Here is a 20,004-nt window from a genome sequence, read left to right on the forward strand (position 1 = left end):
TCGAACCGGAAAGGGCGATTACAATGAGCAGAAAGTCAGGTTGAACTTAACATCTGCATTGTATAAGGCGCTCTTGGCCACATAATCTGCAGCAATAAAGCGGATGTTCAGCATATATTTGTTGGCGCTGATCTCAGGAACGCATGGCAGCGCCTTATCCAGGCTTACACGCAGCATTTGTGCCACGCGACCGCACTGCATCTGCTGAAATGCGCCATTCTTGGCAATGTAATGGTGCATTTTCCCACTTTCGCGCAACAGCTTTAAGATGATGGCGAGGCCGTCCCGGATAGGAAGCAGAGGGGTGAGGCTGGACATGAGGTAATGACGTCGTAACGCGGCGTCCTGATTCAGCCAGTGATGGTAGGATGGCAAGTCGAATTTACAGGTTCCTCCAGGGATACCTGTACGCTGCTTGATGCTCATCAGCCATTCGTTTTCACGCAAGTTCTGCCCGAATTTCCCGCTCATATTAAATACGCCGTTACTGGCGCTTTCGATTTCATCAAGCACTGCATCCAATGCGGTTTCTGAAATTTCCGGGTTGTTGTGAAAAGCGGCAAGCTGCCTTTTCTGACGCTCCAGTTCTTGCAACAGATCCGATTTCAGGTCGGAACGGTTGGCAACCTCCAGAACTTCAAATAGCACCCCTAGAGCAGAGTGATGGTCAATTGCATCTGACCTTTCTGTGAAGCATAGCAATTTGGTATATAAGTCCTCAAGGCGCAGTAAAGTGCGCATGCGTTCATTCAGAGGAAATTCATAGCTAATCACAATGCAAGAAAAGTGAGAATAAGTGGTGATAAGCGGATAATGTTATTATGGGGTTAGTATTATCGTCAATCAATTAGTTCCTGAAGAAAAGGCCAAATAGAATTGGTGCAGGCGGTTCACCTGCTGGCTCAACTTTTCCAGGTCACCATCATTGCAAATGATGTCGTCAGCCTGTTGCAGCCGGCTGGAACGCATAATTTGGGATGCCATGATAGCGCGCACGGATTGTTCATCCAGCCCGCTTCGCTGCATTGTGCGAGTAATCTGGGTACTTTCTTCACAGTCCACCACCAAAGTGCGCTGGATCAGCCCCATGTAACCCAGTGTTTCAAACAATAGAGGAATGACGATCATGAGATAAGGCGGTGTAGGATCGTACTTTTGGACATTTTCGATATGAACGGCTATTTGCTCGCGGATCATCGGGTGGAGAATGTCTTCAAGCTGTCGTTTGGCAGTACGGTCGGAGAAAATCAATTCACGCATGAGTGTTCGGTCAAGCGCCCCGCTGGCACGGATATAACGGCTCCCGAAAGTTCTGCGGATAACCGGGATGGCCATGCCACCTGGCTGGGTTAGCTGGTGTGAAATGACGTCGCAGTCAATTATAGCGACCCCATGTTCCCTGAATAGAGCGGCAACGGTGCTCTTGCCGCTGCCGATCCCCCCGGTTAACCCGATGCGGTATTTCATGGGGTCAGGAGCAGTTTCATATAGGCAGGGGTAAGCGTCTGCCCCCAGAATAGTGCAATTAGACCGCTGAGTGCCAAAAAAGGCCCAAAAGGTATGGGATCATTGCGGCCTAATCGCGCTGTGGTAATCAAGGCAATGCTGCTGATGATTCCTGTAATTGATGCAAGCAGTATGATCATTGGAATGGATTGCCAGCCCAGCCATGCACCGAGAGCCGCCAGAAACTTAAAATCACCATATCCCAGGCCTTCCTTGCCGGAAATAAGCCGGAACAGCCAATAAATCCCCCACAAGATCAGATATCCTGTGATCGCGCCGATGACGGCACTGGATAGATCAATGAAAGTGCCGAATAAATTAAACAACAGTCCCAGCCACAGGAGAGGCAGTGTAATTTCATCAGGCAAAATTTGGGTATTCAGGTCAATGCAGGACAGCACCAGAAGCATCCAGATAAAAATCATTGCACCCAGCGTAGCCAGGCTAACGTCGAAATGCCATGCTGCATATGTGCATAGCAGACCGCTAAGCATTTCTACTGCGGGGTAGCGCGTCGAGATGGGTATGCCGCAATGTTTGCATTTTCCCCGTAAAAACAGATAGCTGATAACTGGGATGTTTTCCAGGGGGCGAATTTTATGGTTGCAATGCGGGCAGGAAGAAGGCGGCACGAGCAGGTTATAAGGGGACAGATAATCTGTTTTTTTGCCGCTGTATTCTTGATGTTGGACAAGCCATTCCTGTTCCAGCATTTTGGGTAAACGATGAATGACTACATTGAGGAAACTGCCCGCCAGTAATCCGGTGATTCCGCAAAGAGCAATGAATAGAATCGGGAAAGTCTGGAGTGTTTCAGTAAGTTCTGCCATGGTTGCTTAAGACCCCAATATTCCATCCTAAACAAAATAATGTTGAATTATGACAGGTGGGATAGGTGTTGGGCTATGAATTAAGTGCAGTGCAATAGATGGATAGCGGTTTGACTTGGACATAAGCGAGTATTACAAGTGTTTTCCTATTTTAATATTAGGCTATTCTGGATGTTACTATGGTGTCTGTAAGGATCAGGGATCTGCGGGAAATCGCTGGTCGTGTTGTCTTGTTTACGTATTCCGGTTGGGCTGGGGCGTTTGGTGAAAATGCATGTCCTGACGGATACAGAATGCTGGCTTGCCAGTTTTTCCCGGCGAAACGACTGGTCTGGATACCACACAATCATGGTTCCTGCGTATGGTCATGCCGGCTCAATAGTATTTTTTCACGTCTGGCAAGCCTGTAATGTTGGGTTTTGATGTGGATTCAGGAAACTTATGGGACAGGGAAGCTGGATTTTCCGGAAGGTGTGGCTGGTGCCTGCATGGGCAGGCTTCTGCGTGACCCCAGCGTATAGGAATAGATACGCGTAAATTCAGCACCCAGTAAGAAAATCTGAGCGGAGTAATATATCCAAACCAGTACAACAACCAGTGAACCTGCTGCTCCGAAACCTGATGCGATGCTGCTTCTACCAATGTATAAGCCAATCAGGAATTTTCCGATTGTAAAGAAAATCGCGGTGACCACTGCGCCGATCCAGACATCCTGCCAGTTAATCTGTGTGCGTGGCATGAGCTTGTAAATCATTGCAAAAATAGCGGTCATAAGGGTGATGCTCAGTACTATATCGAGCAAATATGCAAGAATCCCAAATCCGCTGAATAAGTGCCCCCACCATTTCCCCAGTGCTGCGAGCGCTGTGCTTAATATCAGTGAAACAATCAGTATGAATCCAACCCCGAGGATTAATCCAAACGAAATGAGCCGGGTATGAATAAACTCGATTACCCCGGAATTACTGGTTCTTTTGGGTACGCGCCAAATCGTATCCAGGTCGGACTGTAATTCGGCAAGCACTGACGTCGCACCAATCAAGATAAAAATCAGACCGATTGAGGCTGCAAATATGCTTTCGGAAGGTTTATGAATCTTTGCGAGCAAGTCTTGTACTACCAAGGCTCCCGATTCCCCCATCAACTCTTCCAGGCGGGAGTGAATTTCTATCCGGACTACCTCGATATCAAAAATAAGCCCTGCTACTGAAACAATGATCAGTAGAATTGGGGCAATTGAAAAGATGGTGTAATACGCTAGGGCTGCCCCCATACTGGAGGCATGGTCGTCGACCCATGCTGAGAAAGTTGCTTTGAGAAGGTTCACGATTTGTTTGATGTTCATGCGATTTCTCCAAAGAACAATGCGGATTGATCCAGATTTCCATCATGTGAAAAAATTCGATTTAACTTTGGCATGTTCCTGAGATTACTTTGTTGTAGAGGCTCAAGTTTATTCTGCCAACTTTAAATATATTCCTTATAAAAATCATACCATTTTTACATGGCTGGCTCTGTTCGCTACCGTACCGATCAATTGTGCAGCCAGGTGGAACGATTTGAAAGCCAGTCTGATGGAGCGGTTGGTTTCAATCCAGAGAACGCTGAACAGGATAATTTTCGGCTACAATTCTATTATGTATTGTTCCAGCTCAATTCAGCCCAAGCGCCACTCGGGTAACGTTTTTCTTATAGGCATGATGGGTGCGGGAAAAACAACCGTAGGCAGGTTGCTCGCCCAGCAGATGGGCAAGATTTTTGTTGATAGTGATGAGGTGATCCAGAAGAGAACAGGTGTTACGATCCCGCACATATTCGATGTTGAGGGTGAGGCTGGTTTTCGCCAGCGCGAAGCAAGCATCATTCAGGAACTGGTACTGGAGGATAATATTGTCCTCGCGACCGGAGGGGGGGCAATTTTGAATGAGCAAAGCCGGGTTGCGTTGCGTAGCAATGGCATGGTTGTTTATCTGAAAAGCACTGTGCATGATCTTTGGCAGAGGACTCGCCATGACCGGAACCGTCCGTTATTGCAGACATCTGATCCCTATACCAAGCTCAGAAGCATGTATGAGCAGCGGGATCCAATTTATTCGCAAATGGCGGATTTGGTGATGTTTACCAGCAAGCAAAGTGCACAGAGCCTGGCTTTGCATTTACAGGAAGAGTTGAGCCGGATTTGGGAAAAATGAATTGTGATACGAAAATTAAGATTGCTTTGATTTAGGATGGTTGTTCAGGAGCGGTTCCTGTTTTGCCCGGTCTATTCTTAATTGCTCCCAGGTAAATCCGCATGCCGGGCATCCTCCATTCCTGCTTTCATTGTGAAAAATTTCCTATGCTCAATTGACCTTGCCGTTTTTAATGTTAGAAGTACATGGAGTGTATGCAAAAATTAATAGTTGGTCTGGAAGAACGCAGCTATCCGATCTTCATCGGTAGCAATTTACTGGGTTGTGCAGAGTTGCTATTGCCATACCTGACAGCCGGAAGGGCAGCCGTTGTGACCAATACCACTGTTGCGCCATTGTACCTGGAGTCCCTCCGTGCCAAGTTGCATGATCATGGTGTGGAGACGATACCTGTTATTCTGCCGGATGGTGAACAATACAAAAATTCAGAAACACTGGGAGCAATATACAATGCTCTGCTTTCCAGCCGCTGTGAGCGCAATACCCCATTGATCGCACTGGGGGGAGGTGTAATCGGGGATATGACAGGATACGCTGCCGCTACTTATCTGCGTGGAGTGCCCTTCATTCAGATTCCTACTACTTTGCTGGCGCAGGTCGACTCATCGGTTGGCGGTAAGACCGGGATCAATCATCCCTTGGGTAAAAACATGATTGGAGCGTTCTATCAACCCAAAGCAGTGCTTGCCGACATTGCTACGCTGGATACTCTGGCAGACAAGGAGTTGCGTGCAGGCATTGCTGAAGTGATCAAATATGGTTTGATTCGCGATCTGCCGTTTTTCGAATGGCTGGAACAGAATGTGGAAAAACTTCTGGCAAAGGATGGGGATGCTTTGCAATATGCGGTCTTACGCAGTTGCCAGAACAAGAGTGAGGTAGTCGCTGCCGATGAGCGTGAAAATGGAGAGCGCGCACTGTTGAATCTCGGTCATACGTTCGGTCATGCAATTGAAACCGGTATGGGGTATGGAACATGGTTGCACGGTGAGGCGGTTGCGGCCGGCACCATTATGGCCGCTGATCTGTCGTGTCGTCTGGGTTGGTTGCGTAAGGAGGATGTAGAGCGAATTATCTGTTTGTTTAAACGGGTTAACCTGCCAGTTTCTGCTCCCGCCATGGGCGTGGAGAAATTTATGCAATTGATGGGGCTGGACAAGAAAATGGTTAATGGAAAGATACGTTTTGTATTGCTTAAGAGGATCGGTTGTGCGGTAGTCAGCGGAGATGTTGATCCGGAATTATTGCGGCAAACGTTGGTATTGAATAGTGCGCGTGGTTGAATTTGCTTCTTACGCGGTAACATCGGGCAATACGCGCGGCAGAGCGCAGCGTGAAGAAGCCCCCTTCGGGCGAAGTGAATTCCAGCGTGATCGAGACCGCATTATTCATTCCACTGCTTTCCGGCGTCTAGAATATAAAACACAGGTGTTTGTCAACCATGAAGGGGATTTGTTTCGTACGCGGTTAACGCATAGTATGGAGGTGGCGCAGATCGCTCGTTCCATTTCCAGATATTTGAATTTAAATGAGGATCTTGCAGAAGCCATATCTTTAGCTCATGATCTGGGCCATACCCCGTTTGGCCACGCTGGTCAGGATGCGCTTAATTCTTGTATGAAGGATTATGGTGGCTTTGAGCATAATCTGCAATCCTTACGCGTAGTGGATGTGCTTGAAGATCACTATGCTGCGTTCGCGGGGCTCAATCTCTGTTTTGAAACACGCGAAGGGATCCTTAAACATTGCTCGCAGAGAAATGCTGTGAACCTGGGTGAAGTGGGTGAACGTTTTCTAAAGAGGCAGAGCCCTTCGCTCGAGGCGCAGATTGTCAATCTTTCTGATGAAATTGCATACAACAATCATGACGTGGACGACGGGTTGCGCTCCGGGCTGATTACCCTGGAACAAATTTCCTCGGTACGTCTGTTTGCCACCCACCTTGAAACGGTTCGAAAGACCTTTTCGGGATTAACTGAACGTCGCCTGATTCATGAGACCATTCGCCGCATGATCAATGCACTTGCAACAGATTTGATTCATGAAACAGAAAAAAATATCCGGATGCATGCAGTGCATGATATTGAAGATGTCAGGGTTGCCCCACGGTTGGCAGCGTTCAGCAGGGAGATTCACGAACAGCAACGCGAACTTAAAACATTTCTGCATGCAAATTTATATCGTCATTACCGTGTTATGCGCATGAGTTCCAAGGCACGGCGAATCATCATGGATCTTTTTGCAGCCTTCATGGAAGACAATCGCCTTTTACCCCCGCAGTTCCAAAGGCAGGCTTCATCCGAACGTGCCCGTACCGTGTCTGACTATATAGCGGGCATGACTGACCGGTATGCTGTCAAGGAGCACCGTAGACTGTTTTCCATTGATGAATAGCACAGACGCATTCAGCGCCATCTTGCCAAGCATGGCCCTATTTTGCCAGCAACCGGGCAAGGTGTTCTTCATCTTGCCTGTCTTTTTCCCTATCCGATGTTAGGGAGTTCCAGCGTTTTGGTCAATAATCAGGAAAGCCTCCATTCAGAGTGGTTTGCAGGTCGTATTATAGATTGGCAGCAACAGTATGGCCGATGCGGGCTACCCTGGCAGGGTGCAGACGCTTATCGCATCTGGCTTTCCGAGATCATGTTGCAGCAAACCCGGGTTGCCACGGTGATTCCCTATTATTTGCGTTTTGTGGATCGTTTCCCCGCTATCCCCGTTCTTGCTGCAGAAAGTGAGGAGATGGTTTTGGCATATTGGAGTGGCTTGGGATATTACTCCAGGGCGCGCAACCTGCATAGCGCATCCCGAATCATCATGCAACAGCATAATGGAGAATTCCCCCATCAGTTCAAAGACATTCTTGCCCTGCCGGGCATAGGCCGATCAACTGCCGCCGCTATCAGCGCGTTTGCATTCCATGAACGCTGTGCGATCCTTGATGGGAATGTCAAGCGATTACTGGCCCGTTACTATGCTATTGATGGTTATCCGGGCGAACAAAAAATCGAGGCCATGCTTTGGGAGAAAGCTGAGGCGTTGCTGCCTGAGAAGAATGTTGCAATTTATACTCAGGGAATGATGGATCTGGGTGCTACGATTTGTACACGAAGCAAACCAGAGTGCTGTAGATGTCCGGTTCAGGCAGGGTGCGTAGCACACCGAAATGGATGTGTCGCACTATTGCCTACTCCGCGTTTACGCAAGAAATTGCCGGAAAGAAAAACCACATTTCTACTGTTGCGTAACGGCTCAGATATTTTGCTGGAAAAACATACTGGAAGGGTTATCTGGGGAGGGTTGTGGTGCCCGCCGCAATTGGATATCCAGATTCCAGGCGATATTGAAAGTGTGAGGGTTTATTGTCGCCAGTTTTTCAATGTGGAAGTGATAAATGTGCTGGCGTTGCCAAAATTTTTGCATACTTTTACTCATTTTAAATTGCATATTTTTCCTTTGCTGATCGATGTGGCGGTTGAGGACACTCTTAAAGCTCAGGAAACTGGCATGGCCTGGATGGGTTTGGATGACGCACAGTGCGCCGCAATTCCTTCTCCGGTGCGCAAATTGTTGCAAGAAATCCAAAAAAATTGCTGGGAGAGTTGACCCTTTTAAAGGAAATCCTTGTGTGCATTGCAAGTCATGCAGGTTGATGGAACCTGAAGAATGCTTCTTTAAAATCCAGGCAATGATTCAGTCGCCCGTTTGGGATTATTATGGTGCATATACAGCGGCTTAATATTTTGGGTATCCGGCTTGTAAACCGGGCCACTGTGATTGAAGAAATTCGTCTGGCTATTGCATAAAGTGATCTGCACAGGATATATTTATTCGAAGGTTGCCAGTTTGGATCGCTAATACCATAGTTTAGTGTTCATTGACAGTAACCAAGGCCTGAGGATGATTTGAGAACAAGGCGTGGAATATGGTGCAAAACCGATTATTAAAAGTCGAAGCATTGCCCTGCCTGGTAAGTTGAGCTTGAGGAGAATGGAATGGGAATAATTGCTTTCGTTAGGTCGTTGGTCAACCCGCCTAGCCCCCAAGCGCTGGCAATCAAGGAACTTGAATCAGCCCGGCGGGCGTTACTAGAGGCCCAGTCGGAAGAAGAATATGCGGCAGCAATGGTTAGTTATAACCAGAAGCGGGTTGAGCGCTTGAGCCAATATATCGCTGAGTTTCAGATGAATGAAAAACCAGTGGATGTGAGTGCCAATACAGGGTGGGCAGAGCAGATGCCAGCGATGCAGACTGCAGCGTTAGAGCAGCATCCAGTCCCGACATCCAAGGTGAGTTCCAAAAAAGTTCAAGATTCGTCCGGCATCCCGTATATTAAGCATGTCAATGCCCAGCACGAAAGGTAGCAGGGTTAAACGGGTGAGATAGAGCAACCGTGGAAAATTAAGAACGTTGCATCAGGAAGCAGAGGTGAGATTTGCATACTCCAAGGCCAGCCACTTCGTGCCGGTTGTCCGAAAATTCACTTGTATGCGGCTATCTGACCCACGTCCTTCCATTCCGACAACGATTCCTTCGCCAAATTTAGCATGAGACACAGCTTGGCCAAGCTGCCATGGTGAATCCTGTGCGCCAATAGTCCGCTCTTTGCGTTTTACTGCCAGGTTTTCCGGAGGAATGGGGGTAAAACCATGGCTAAAGTTACTCCGCATCGGCATGCGAGGTGTAATCCAGTGCAACAGTTCGTCTGGAAGTTCGTGTAAGAAACTGGATCTTAGTCCGTAATTAACCTGCCCATGTAACATGCGGCTTTGTGCAAATGTCAGATATAGTTTGCGTTGTGCACGTGTGATGGCCACATACATCAGGCGACGTTCTTCATCCACGCCAGCATGGGTCATGCGGCTGTTATGGTGCGGGAATAAGCCTTCTTCCAGCCCGCTGACAAATACGGAGTGAAATTCTAGCCCCTTTGATGCGTGTACGGTCATCAGTTGTAATGCATCAGTGCTTTCATCTGCCTGGCTTTGGCCTGATTCAAGTGCAGCATGGGTGAGAAATGAAGTCAGGCTGTCATCTTCGCTTTCATGTACAAAAAGGGTTGCGGCATTGACCAGTTCATTGAGATTTTCCATGCGTTCCTGTGCTTCGCGCAGTTGGGTACCGGTCTGGTTTTGAAAATGTGCAATCAGTCCGCTATGCAGCAGGACATGTTCGATGATTTCAGGCAGCGCTAATTCACGGGTAGAATCGCGCATCATTTCGACCAAAGATACAAATGACGATACCTTGCCGCCGGATTGCGTTGCTACCTGCCATAAGCTGATGTTCTGCGCGCGCGCCTTTTCCTGTAATTGTTCAATTGTGCGCGCGCCAATACCACGGGCAGGAAAATTGATAATGCGCAGGAGGGCATGATCGTCGGCTGGATTTTGTATCAGGCGTAAATAAGCCAACGCATGCTTTATTTCCTGCCTTTCGAAAAATCTGAGTCCGCCATATACCCGATAGGCCAGCCCGGCTGACACCAGCGCGTGCTCGATGACGCGTGACTGGGTGTTGGACCGGTAAAGTACGGCTATTTCTGAAAGCCATATGCCTTCGCTGTGTAACTGTGTCGCAGTGTCCACGATAAACCTGGCTTCTTCTGCATCGGTGGTAGCCTCGAACACGCGTATTGGTTCACCTTTGTTTTCCGATGTCCACAAATTTTTGCCCAGGCGGCTGGCGTTATTCTGGATGAGAGCGTTAGCAGCATCCAGAATGTTGCCGTGGGAACGATAATTCTGTTCCAGCTTGATTACGTCTTGTACATGAAAATCACGGGTCAGTTCCTGCATATTGCCGACATGAGCGCCACGAAACGCATAGATGGACTGGTCGTCATCACCAACGGCAAATAAGGCATTATGCTGGCCAGAGAGCAGCTTAAGCCATTGATACTGCAACCGGTTGGTGTCCTGAAATTCATCAACCAGGATGTGACGGAAACGTGCCTGATAGTGATCCCGCAGTTGTTGATTACGCGCCAGCAATTCATGGCTCCGTAATAGTAATTCGGAAAAATCGACAACCCCTTCGCGCTGGCACTGTTCATCGTAGGCAGCGAAAATTTCCATCTTGCGCCGACTGTAAGGATCAAAAGCCTCTATTTCATGTGCGCGGAGTCCTTTTTCCTTGTTGCTGTTAATAAAGACCTGGATTTCGCGCGGCGGATACTTTTCGTCATCGATATTTAAGGTTTTCATTAACCGCTTGATCGTGGCAAGCTGATCAACTCCGTCCAGGATCTGGAAAGTCTGGGGTAGCATGGCTTCCCGGTGATGGGTGCGTAAAATCCGGTTGCATAACCCATGGAAAGTCCCGATCCATAGTCCGCGTACTGGGATGGGGAGCATTACCGACAGGCGCAAAAGCATCTCCTTGGCAGCTTTGTTGGTGAAGGTAACGGCCAGAATATTTTGCGGACTGGTTTGTCCGGTGCGGATCAGCCAGGCGATGCGGGTGGTAAGCACCCGTGTTTTCCCACTGCCTGCGCCAGCCAGGATCAGTGCTGACCGCTCAGGCAGGGTGACGGCAGCTCGCTGTTCTGGGTTCAGGCTGGAAAGGAAATCCATTTAGGGTGTCCGTAAATAAAAAGGGGAACCAGATACTTTGCCTGATTCCCCGTCAGTGCTTAATTACAAGAGGTTATTTATTTCGGTTCTGTAACATTTCATGCATGATGGGGGCGAGAATCACTTCCATGGCAAAACTCATTTTTCCGCCAGGCACCACAATCGTATTGGAGCGTGACATGAATGAGTCCTGGATCATATTAAGAAGGTATGGGAAATCCACTTTCTGGGTATCGCGGAAACGAATAACTACAAAACTTTCGTCCGGCGTCGGGATGTCACGCGCAATGAAGGGATTGGATGTGTCTACAGTGGAAACGCGCTGAAAATTAATATCCGTACGCGAAAATTGCGGGGTAATGAAATTAATATAGTCAGGCATGCGCCGCAGGATGGTATCAACCGTTGCTTCGGCGGGGTAGCCACGCTCAGCCTGATCCCGGTGAATTTTTTGTATCCATTCCAGGTTCACGATTGGCACCACTCCAATGCTCAAATCAACATGTCTGGATGCGTCCACGGTATCGGTTTTTACCATGCCATGCAATCCCTCATAAAACAGCAGGTCAGAGCCGGGAGCGATTTCTGCCCAGGGGGTAAACTGGCCTGGTTTCAGGCTGGTGTTGAAACGGGCATTTAATTCCTGTGCTTCCGCATCGCTATGTATGTAATAACGACGTTCACATATGCCGGTTTCGCCATAGGATTTGAAGGTAGATTCGATCTTGTCGAAATGGTTGGCTTCCGGCCCGAAGTGGCTGAATGAATGATTCCCCGCCTTTGCAGCTTCTGCCATTGCAGCCCTGAATTCCATGCGGTCCAGGCTATGCAGGCTATCACCTTCAATTACGGCGGCATTAATATTTTCACGGCGGAAAATGTTTTCAAAAGCGCGCTTGGCAGTAGTAGTGCCGGCGCCCGATGAACCGGTCACAGCAATCACGGGGTGCTTGCGGGACATAGTAAAACTCTCCTGAAGAATGATAAAAAAATATTTGAGTAGCCTTGATCTAATTCAGGCTGCATTTTAGCAGAACCTGTATTCCAGGGCATCTTAAACGGTCCCGTCGTGTCCTTTCGGGTAGCCAGCTAATACAAGTCTGGACAGGATAATGCCGCTATAATGTCAACTGGACGAGTCAACCTGGAAATTAGAAATTAAAATGCTACAGGATTATAAACCAAAAGATATTGAAGCGGCCGTGCAGCAAGATTGGAAGCAGCGGTTGCCGTTTCGGGCAGAAGATATTTCAAGCAAGCCAAAATATTATTGCCTGTCGATGTTCCCGTATCCCTCGGGGAAGTTGCATATGGGGCATGTGCGCAACTATACCATTGGCGATGTTCTGTCGCGTTATCATTCCATGAAGGGATGCAACGTGATGCAGCCGATGGGGTGGGATGCATTTGGTCTGCCCGCTGAAAATGCGGCGATGGCAAATAATGTGCCCCCTGCGGAATGGACATACGCCAATATCGAGGTCATGCGCAGGCAGCTGGAAAGCCTGGGGTTAGGCCTGGACTGGTCGCGAGAGGTGACCACATGCAAACCGGAATACTATCGCTGGGAGCAATGGCTGTTCACGCGTCTGTTTCAAAAGGGGCTGATATATAAAAAAACTGCTTCAGTAAACTGGGATCCGGTCGATCACACTGTTCTGGCCAATGAGCAGGTCATTGACGGGCGCGGCTGGAGATCAGGGGCGTTGGTGGAGAAGCGTGATATCCCAATGTATTTCATGCGTATTTCCCAATATGCCGAGGAATTGCTTGACGACCTTGAGCTGCTGAAAGGATGGCCGGAACAGGTCAAGACCATGCAGCGCAACTGGATCGGCAAAAGCCATGGCTGCGAGGTGCATTTTCCCTATGATGAGGCAAGCGTCGGATTGGCGGGTGAACTCAAGGTGTATACCACCCGTCCCGACACCCTGATGGGGGTGACATACGTCGCAGTGGCCGCCGAGCATCCGCTGGCGGTTCTGGCTGCAGCCAGCAACCCTGAACTGGAAAGGTTCATCGCGGAATGCAGGCGCGGGGGAATGGCTGAAGCCGACATGGCTACGATGGAAAAAAAAGGCATGGATACCGGCCTTTTCGTGGCCCATCCACTGAACGGCGGACTGCTGCCGGTGTGGGTTGCCAATTACGTTTTGATGGGGTATGGAGAAGGGGCGGTGATGGCGGTTCCGGCGCATGACGAACGGGATTTTTCATTCGCAAAGAAGTATGGGCTGCCAGTTAAACAGGTGATAGAACGTAACCGGATGGACTCAACGTCCGGCATCAACCCGTTTACAGCCGAGTATTGGCAGGAGTGGTATGGCACAACAGAATGTCACGTATGTGTTCACTCTGGCAAGTACGACGGGCTTGATTTTCAGCAAGCCTTTGATGCGATTGCCGCCGACCTGCAGGCTAAAAAACTGGGGCAGAAACGTACCCAGTTCCGTCTGCGCGACTGGGGAATTTCGCGCCAGCGATATTGGGGTTGCCCGATTCCGATCATTCATTGTGCAGACTGCGGGGATGTTCCGGTACCGGACGAGCAGTTGCCAGTGATATTGCCCGAGCAGGTTACGATTACCGGGGGCGGATCCCCGCTGGCAAAAATGCCGGAGTTCTACGAGGCGACCTGCCCTCGATGCGGCAATCTGGCAAGGCGCGAGACGGATACCATGGATACTTTCATTGAATCTTCCTGGTATTACGCGCGCTATACCAGTCCGGATTGTCTTAACGGGATGGTGGATGAACGCGCACAATACTGGCTGCCTGTGGATCAGTATGTGGGCGGAATTGAACATGCCATCCTGCATTTGTTATATGCCCGTTTCTTTAACAAGCTGATGCGTGATGTTGGCCTGTTCGGCGAGATTCTCCCGGCTTCCGCTACACAGGAACATAAAACAAAGGATACAGAACAACGCCAGAAGTCTTTTAGTGAACCGTTTACCAACCTGCTTACGCAAGGCATGGTGATCGCACCGACTTTCTATCGTGAAGACGCTAAAGGAAAGAAATTATGGATTAATCCTGCCGAAGTGGATATTGAAACCGATTCCCGCGGCCGCCCGGTCGGCGCCCGCCTGCGGTCGGATGGTCAGCCGGTAGTGATCGGCGGAACAGAGAAAATGTCCAAGTCCAAAAATAATGGCGTGGATCCCCAGATGATCATTGATCAATACGGGGCGGACACTGCACGCTTTTTCATTATATTTGCCGCTCCGCCTGAGCAAACCCTGGAATGGTCAGATTCGGGCGTGGAAGGTGCATTCCGCTTTCTGAGACGCGTATGGAATTTCGCTTGTTCCGACCAAGTTCAAGAAGAAATGGAGCCCAGCCGAGTGATAATTCCATTTGCTTCATATAACCTAGAGATAATTTCTGAGGTAATCAATGCAAATTTACATGAAGACGCGAGTGATGAACAAAAGGCTCTTTACAGGGAGATGCATGTTGTGCTCAAGCAAGCGAATTTTGACATGCAGCGCCTGCAATTCAATACCGTTGCTTCCGCCTGCATGAAAATCCTGAAATTGCTTGAACAGCAAATGGTGATCGAATCGTCATCAAGGGGCTTTATCATTTTTTTCGGGTTCAGTATCCTGTTGCGCCTGCTTGCTCCGATTGCCCCGCATATTACACAAACGCTCTGGAGGAAGCTGGGGTATGGGGAGGAAATTCTGTCCGCTCCCTGGCCAGAAGCAGATGAAGCCGCATTGATACAGGATCAGGTCGAGCTGATTATTCAGGTCAATGGGAAATTGCGAGGAAAGATGCGTGTAGCGAAAGATGCTGATCAGGAAATGATCCAGCGCATGGCGCTGGAGTACCCAACGGTTGATAAATTGCTGGCCGGCCGGGATGCAAAAAAAATTATAGTGGTGCCCGGGCGTCTGATCAATGTAGTCATTTAATGGATGGGACATGCAAGCGAGAAAGCATCTTTTATTCGTGTTGTTGCTGGTTCTTACGGTTCTTCTGGGAGCGTGTGGCTTCCATTTACGCGGGCATCAGGGAGGAGGCACGTTACCTTTCCAGTCATTATTTGTTCAGGCGCCGGATTCCAATGCACCTTTTATCGTGGATTTAAAACGTGCCATACCTTTGTACGGTGTAAAGCTTGTTGAAACTCCGGAAAGCGCGCAACTGATTCTGCATATTGTGTCTGAAAACACGAGCAGACAGATTCTTTCGATGAGCACTGCGGGTCGGGTAAACGAATTCCAGTTAAATTATCGCGTTTCGCTGCGCGCGTATGACAATAAGCTGCTGGAATGGATACCCGCAGATGAAATCGTATTGCAGCGCTATTTGTCCTATGATCCAACGCAGATTCTTGCCAAGGAAATGGAAGAAACCCTGCTCTATCAGGACATGCGAAAGGATGCAGTACAGCAGGTGTTGCGCCGGTTAAGTCTTGCAAAGCCCCCGACAACTGAGTGAGTCTTGTTGGTTTAAAATGAAAATTTCCGGGGAAAATCTGGCGCGCCATCTTGCTCGAGAACTTGCTCCGATGTATGTTGTTCACGGCGATGCTCTGCTGCTTGTCATTGAGGCTGCAGATGCCATTCGGGCTGCTGCGCGGAAGGCAGGCTATACTGAAAAGGATGTCTTGATTGCTGAGCCAGGTTTCAAATGGGCAGACCTGCGCAACAGCGCTCAGAATTTTTCTCTGTTTGCAACGCGCAAGCTTGTGGACCTGCGCATTCCATCTGGAAAACCCGGGGTGGAAGGTGCACAGACCTTGCAGGATTTTTGTCAGAACCTTCCTGTTGACACTGTCACGCTGATCACGCTGCCACGCCTGGACAAGGCAGCCACGGGCAGCAAATGGTTCGCGGCGTTGTCATCACGTGGGATAGTCGTTGCAGCAGATGAAATAGCGCTGGATGCCCTTCCAGCGTGGATTGCCGGTCGGTTGAAACGTCAGGACCAATCGGTTGACGCAGATACTTTGGCCTTTCTTGCCGAGCGGGTAGAGGGGAATCTGCTGGCGGCTTTTCAAGAAATCCAGAAACTTGCATTGCTTTTCCCGGCCGGCCCGCTATCCTTTAAGCAAGTAAAAGATTCGGTAATGGATGTTGCCCGGTATGATGTGTTCAAGCTGTCCGAGGCTATGCTGTCCGGTGATATGGTGCGGTACGCACATATTCTTGACGGGCTGCGTACGGAAGGGACTTCTTCGGTGCTGATACTCTGGGCGTTGACTGAAGATATTCGCACCCTTGGCAGGGTGATGTTTTCAATGCAGCGCAAGGATGATCTGGCTGCAGCATTACGGGATGCACGTGTGTGGGGGATGCGCTCGAAACTGATAGAGCACACTATGCGGCGCATCAATCAGGTTACAATCGAGAATGTGCTGTGGCGATTATCTTGTATTGACAGGATAATCAAAGGGTTGAGCAGTGGTGATGTGTGGGATGAGTTGTTGCAGGCGGGTGTATGTTTTGCGAATTTGAAATCAACGTGCAATAAAGCCGATGGATGAAATTATTCTGGTTCTGACCAACCTTCCGGATCGAGAGAGTGCTCTGCGTGTTGCCAATGCCTTGATTGAAAGCCGCGCTGCTGCATGCGTTAATATTTTGGCAGAGTGTACTTCAGTTTATTGCTGGCGGGGGAAGACGGAGACTGCAAGCGAGGTGCCGCTGTTAATCAAGGCAACTTACAATACATATCGGGATATCGAGAAAATCATCCATGCACTCCATCCCTATGAACTTCCAGAGATCATGGCTGTCTCTGTCAGGGATGGCTGCCCTGACTATTTAAACTGGATCGTACAGGCAACATCCGTAGCGAAGTTATAGACCCAGTATCTGAAAATTCAAAATGCTCCTGTGTTGATCCAGTAACCCCTGTTTACGTTTTTAAAATGCCAGCTCATGATCATGTGCCTGCGATTTGAGCCGCTTTTAACGGTGCATTCTGAATGGAATGAAGTACGTTCTTACTCTTTGTTTACCGGCCTTTTTGATAATATATTGAGACTGAAATAATTAAAATTAGGATTTGATCTGGATGCCGCCATTAAACAGAAAGTCGTCATGAATGCAGAATACACTTTTGAGCCGCGGGCAGATGGAGTCGATGATACCGCCTGGTATACAGTGCAAGCTTTTTTCAAGGGTATTTAGCGATGCGTTTTGTGCTGTTGATATTGTTATTATTGACCCAGGTTTCCCATGCGGACAGTTTCCTGGATCGTTTACCCTTGCTTGGAGGAGGAGGGAATAATGTCATTCTGCCGCCGGATAAAGCGTTTGGTCTGGAAGTTAGAGTAATCGACGGATTCACTCTTCAGGCAAGTTTTAATATTACACCTGGATATTATCTGTATCGCGATAAAGTCAGTTTTTCAATAACGGATGACCCTGTACAGGCGGCGGATGTAAAAATTCTTAATGTGTCCATGCCGGAAGGGGAAATGAAATCTGATCCCAATTTTGGTGACTTAAGAGTATTTCATCAGCCTTTCCAAGCAATGATTACACTGGAGCGAGGCAACAATTCATCGCGGAAAATTATCCTGGCGGCCCGTTATCAGGGATGCAAGGAAAATGATCTTTGCTATGCTCCGATTGACAAGCAGTTCAGCATTATGCTGCCCGAAGCAGGTTCAGTAACACTAGGGGAGCGATCATTTCAATCCATGACCCAGGCATCACAAGCGGGAGGAGCCCCTGCGCAATCTGAAAGCGCTTTGCTTTCCAGTTTGCTGCAACAGGGCAATTTCTGGTTGATTATATTATTTTTCTTTGGCGCTGGCCTGCTTCTTGCCTTTACACCTTGCGTACTTCCGATGATCCCGATTCTTTCGGGGATCATCGTCGGACGCGGTTTGCATCCAACCAAAATGCATGGCTTTATTTTGTCGTTTGCCTATGTGCTTGGCATGGCGCTAACTTATGCTGCAGCCGGTGTGGCCGCTGGCCTGTCAGGAACGTTGCTTTCCAGTGCGCTACAGACGCCTTGGGCGCTGGGCGGCTTTGCTGTCATTTTTGTGCTGCTGGCCCTGTCAATGTTCGGTTTCTATGAGGTGCAACTTCCCTCTGTCCTGCAAAGCAAATTGACCAACACCAGTAATCGCCTGCATGGTGGTCACTTGAGTGGGGTATTTGTGATGGGTGCGCTTTCTGCGCTTATGGTCAGTCCTTGTGTTGCCGCACCCATGGCAGCTGCACTCCTGTACATCGGACAAACTCATGATGCGGTAATGGGCGGCATTGCGTTATTTGCATTGGCAATAGGGATGGGCATTCCTTTGCTCGTGATTGGAGCGTCAGCCGGGGTGTTGCTACCTAAGGCAGGTGCATGGATGGAAACCGTCAAGAATTTTTTTGGCGTCGTAATGCTGGCAATGGCGATCTGGATGATTTCAACCTTAATACCACTAAGCTTGCAGATGTTGCTATGGGGGGCTTTGTTGGTGCTATCTGCCATTCACATGCGTGCGCTGGAGTCTTTATCAAATAAAGCTTCCGGCTGGGAGAAACTATGGAAGGGTGTCGGTATTCTGGCACTGTTACTGGGTAGTGCCTATTTGATCGGAGCCCTTTCAGGTGCACGTGATATTTTGCGTCCATTGGCAGGGTTGGGAAACGGTCCAGCTATCGCGGTTCCGGTAATGCAATTTGACCGGGTAAGAAATGTAACGGAGCTGGAAAACCGTATTTCGCAGGAAAAAGGCAGAACCATAATGCTGGATTTTTATGCAGATTGGTGTATATCCTGCAAAGAGATGGAGCGTTTTACGTTTGCCGATGAGAGGGTGCAGGCCAAGTTGAAACATGCTGTTTTGCTGCAAATTGACGTTACAGCCAATAATCATGATGATCAATCATTGCTTAAACGTTTTGGATTATTCGGTCCACCCGCTATTCTGTTTTTTGACAGGCAAGGAAACGAGCAGAAAATGCAACGTATAACGGGCTATCAGAACGCAGATCGCTTTTTACAATCTTTAAACCAGGTGGGATTATAGTTTTATATTTCCTTAATGATTGATTTCCAGAGAACGATAGGGTACAGTTTGCTGGAGCATAAGATATTACTGTTTATTTATGTTCTTCATGAATTTCATGGGTAAGTTGTACTGTTCGTTATTAATCTTTTGTTTACCAATTAATTTTTGAAGAGTTCATTATGGCTACAATAACCGAGAAAGATTTGACTGAATTGCTGATTGGCTTTACTAAAGCGCAGGTTGCAATCATTAATGCTTTAAAAGATCAAAAAGATTACCATGCAATGACTAGGGTTGTGGGGAGTGTCGGCATTGTTGCAGGAATCGAAGATGAAGGAACGACAGGTGGGCAGGATCCGATACGTCCACCGATTACTCTGAGCACATTGCCCGCTCATTTGATATTAAGAGAAATTTCTGCCCGGGGATCGTTCCCGCTCAATATGGAACAGCTTGCACATCAGGAAGTCGGTAAGATTTTCAGTAAGCCCAGACCGTAGGATTGGTTAGACCGGGTATTCGTGGGCATGCTGGATTTGGGTATCCATGGGCTACATGGCAAATTTTGATCATAATGTTGTGGCCACTTGCCTAATGTGGAGTTTTTACTTATATCTTTAGGAAATAGATTTTTCCAGATTCTGCATGCCCGCACCCTTCAGATTTCTGATGTGCCCTGATATCGCGACCGGTGCTATACAGTCGTTTTCATCAGGCCAATTGGTTGGCAGGAAGTAGACCGGGTGTAATTGGCGCATTGATTCTATTTAGCAGTTCCCCTCGAAAACTTATAAGTACGTTGCTCATACATCAAGATGTGGGTTGATATTACAGCGCCTAGGTTCTAGCCCGGAACCTGGGTATCGGTTGTATAGCTGGTGCTTTTTCATGATGATTCATATGGCTGAGGTAATATTTTTCCTGCC

17 protein-coding genes are annotated in these 20,004 nt (G+C 48.5%); 11 read left to right on the forward strand and 6 right to left on the reverse strand.

From position 1 onward, the window contains the following. Nucleotides 1-18: 18 nt before the first annotated feature. The 4 genes from zapD to KJA68_RS07455 all read right to left on the reverse strand — a co-directional run bounded on the left by zapD (nt 19) and on the right by KJA68_RS07455 (nt 3,681). Nucleotides 19-774 (reverse strand): cell division protein ZapD, encoded by a 756-nt coding sequence (gene zapD, locus KJA68_RS07440; protein WP_213036309.1) that lies wholly within the window; start codon nt 772-774, stop codon nt 19-21. Between the two features lie 69 nt (nt 775-843). Further along, a complete protein-coding gene (coaE, locus tag KJA68_RS07445) occupies nt 844-1,467 on the reverse strand; it encodes a dephospho-CoA kinase (RefSeq protein ID WP_213036310.1) in 624 nt (207 codons plus the stop codon). Beyond that, nucleotides 1,464-2,336 (reverse strand): prepilin peptidase, encoded by an 873-nt coding sequence (locus KJA68_RS07450; protein WP_213036311.1) that lies wholly within the window; start codon nt 2,334-2,336, stop codon nt 1,464-1,466. Before KJA68_RS07450 ends, coaE begins: the two co-directional genes overlap by 4 nt. 439 nt (nt 2,337-2,775) lie before the next feature. Beyond that, complete coding sequence (locus KJA68_RS07455) at nt 2,776-3,681, reverse strand: YihY/virulence factor BrkB family protein (RefSeq protein WP_213036312.1); 906 nt, start codon at nt 3,679-3,681, stop codon at nt 2,776-2,778. A gap of 214 nt (nt 3,682-3,895) precedes the next feature. On the opposite strand from KJA68_RS07455, the gene KJA68_RS07460 reads away from it, so the two are divergent. From KJA68_RS07460 to KJA68_RS07480, 5 genes are all read left to right on the forward strand, one after another. Continuing rightward, on the forward strand, nt 3,896-4,528 hold the full coding sequence (locus KJA68_RS07460; RefSeq protein WP_246487103.1) for a shikimate kinase: 633 nt from the start codon (nt 3,896-3,898) through the stop codon (nt 4,526-4,528). A gap of 194 nt (nt 4,529-4,722) precedes the next feature. Next, nucleotides 4,723-5,811 carry a 3-dehydroquinate synthase gene (aroB, locus tag KJA68_RS07465; protein WP_213036313.1) on the forward strand — a complete coding sequence of 363 codons (1,089 nt, stop codon included), beginning with the start codon at nt 4,723-4,725 and terminating at the stop codon, nt 5,809-5,811. Continuing rightward, on the forward strand, nt 5,804-6,922 hold the full coding sequence (locus tag KJA68_RS07470; RefSeq protein WP_213036314.1) for a deoxyguanosinetriphosphate triphosphohydrolase: 1,119 nt from the start codon (nt 5,804-5,806) through the stop codon (nt 6,920-6,922). The genes aroB and KJA68_RS07470 overlap by 8 nt, the downstream gene beginning before the upstream one ends. A gap of 117 nt (nt 6,923-7,039) precedes the next feature. Continuing rightward, the gene (mutY, locus tag KJA68_RS07475) at nt 7,040-8,134 is read left to right on the forward strand and encodes an A/G-specific adenine glycosylase (RefSeq protein WP_246487104.1); all 1,095 of its coding nucleotides are present in this window, start codon (nt 7,040-7,042) and stop codon (nt 8,132-8,134) included. A gap of 389 nt (nt 8,135-8,523) precedes the next feature. Further along, nucleotides 8,524-8,892 carry a hypothetical protein gene (locus KJA68_RS07480; protein ID WP_213036315.1) on the forward strand — a complete coding sequence of 123 codons (369 nt, stop codon included), beginning with the start codon at nt 8,524-8,526 and terminating at the stop codon, nt 8,890-8,892. A gap of 51 nt (nt 8,893-8,943) precedes the next feature. On the opposite strand, the gene KJA68_RS07485 is transcribed toward KJA68_RS07480, so the two are convergent. Together KJA68_RS07485 and KJA68_RS07490 are read right to left on the reverse strand one after the other, a co-directional pair. Then, a complete protein-coding gene (locus KJA68_RS07485; RefSeq protein ID WP_213036316.1) occupies nt 8,944-11,103 on the reverse strand; it encodes a UvrD-helicase domain-containing protein in 2,160 nt (719 codons plus the stop codon). A 73-nt stretch (nt 11,104-11,176) separates the two neighbouring features. Continuing rightward, nucleotides 11,177-12,064, reverse strand: a complete 888-nt coding sequence (locus tag KJA68_RS07490; protein ID WP_213036317.1) for a phosphoribulokinase — start codon at nt 12,062-12,064, stop codon at nt 11,177-11,179. Between the two features lie 202 nt (nt 12,065-12,266). Between KJA68_RS07490 and leuS the strand changes: the two genes are divergently transcribed. The 6 genes from leuS (at nt 12,267) to KJA68_RS07520 (ending at nt 19,578) form a co-directional block, all read left to right on the forward strand. Continuing rightward, the gene (gene leuS / locus KJA68_RS07495; protein WP_213036318.1) at nt 12,267-15,023 is read left to right on the forward strand and encodes a leucine--tRNA ligase; all 2,757 of its coding nucleotides are present in this window, start codon (nt 12,267-12,269) and stop codon (nt 15,021-15,023) included. A 10-nt stretch (nt 15,024-15,033) separates the two neighbouring features. Continuing rightward, nucleotides 15,034-15,552 (forward strand): LPS-assembly lipoprotein LptE, encoded by a 519-nt coding sequence (locus KJA68_RS07500; RefSeq protein ID WP_213036319.1) that lies wholly within the window; start codon nt 15,034-15,036, stop codon nt 15,550-15,552. A gap of 16 nt (nt 15,553-15,568) precedes the next feature. Continuing rightward, nucleotides 15,569-16,600, forward strand: coding sequence for a DNA polymerase III subunit delta (holA, locus tag KJA68_RS07505; RefSeq protein ID WP_213036320.1), 1,032 nt, complete (start codon nt 15,569-15,571; stop codon nt 16,598-16,600). Continuing rightward, nucleotides 16,593-16,922 carry a divalent-cation tolerance protein CutA gene (cutA, locus tag KJA68_RS07510; protein ID WP_213036321.1) on the forward strand — a complete coding sequence of 110 codons (330 nt, stop codon included), beginning with the start codon at nt 16,593-16,595 and terminating at the stop codon, nt 16,920-16,922. The genes holA and cutA overlap by 8 nt, the downstream gene beginning before the upstream one ends. A 329-nt stretch (nt 16,923-17,251) precedes the next feature. Continuing rightward, nucleotides 17,252-19,096, forward strand: a complete 1,845-nt coding sequence (gene dsbD, locus KJA68_RS07515) for a protein-disulfide reductase DsbD (RefSeq protein ID WP_213036322.1) — start codon at nt 17,252-17,254, stop codon at nt 19,094-19,096. Nucleotides 19,097-19,257: 161 nt separating this feature from the next. Further along, the gene (locus KJA68_RS07520) at nt 19,258-19,578 is read left to right on the forward strand and encodes a hypothetical protein (RefSeq protein ID WP_213036323.1); all 321 of its coding nucleotides are present in this window, start codon (nt 19,258-19,260) and stop codon (nt 19,576-19,578) included. Nucleotides 19,579-20,004 lie beyond the last annotated feature (426 nt).

Source organism: Candidatus Nitrotoga fabula (assembly GCF_905221025.1).
In the GTDB taxonomy this organism is placed as follows: domain Bacteria; phylum Pseudomonadota; class Gammaproteobacteria; order Burkholderiales; family Gallionellaceae; genus Nitrotoga; species Nitrotoga fabula.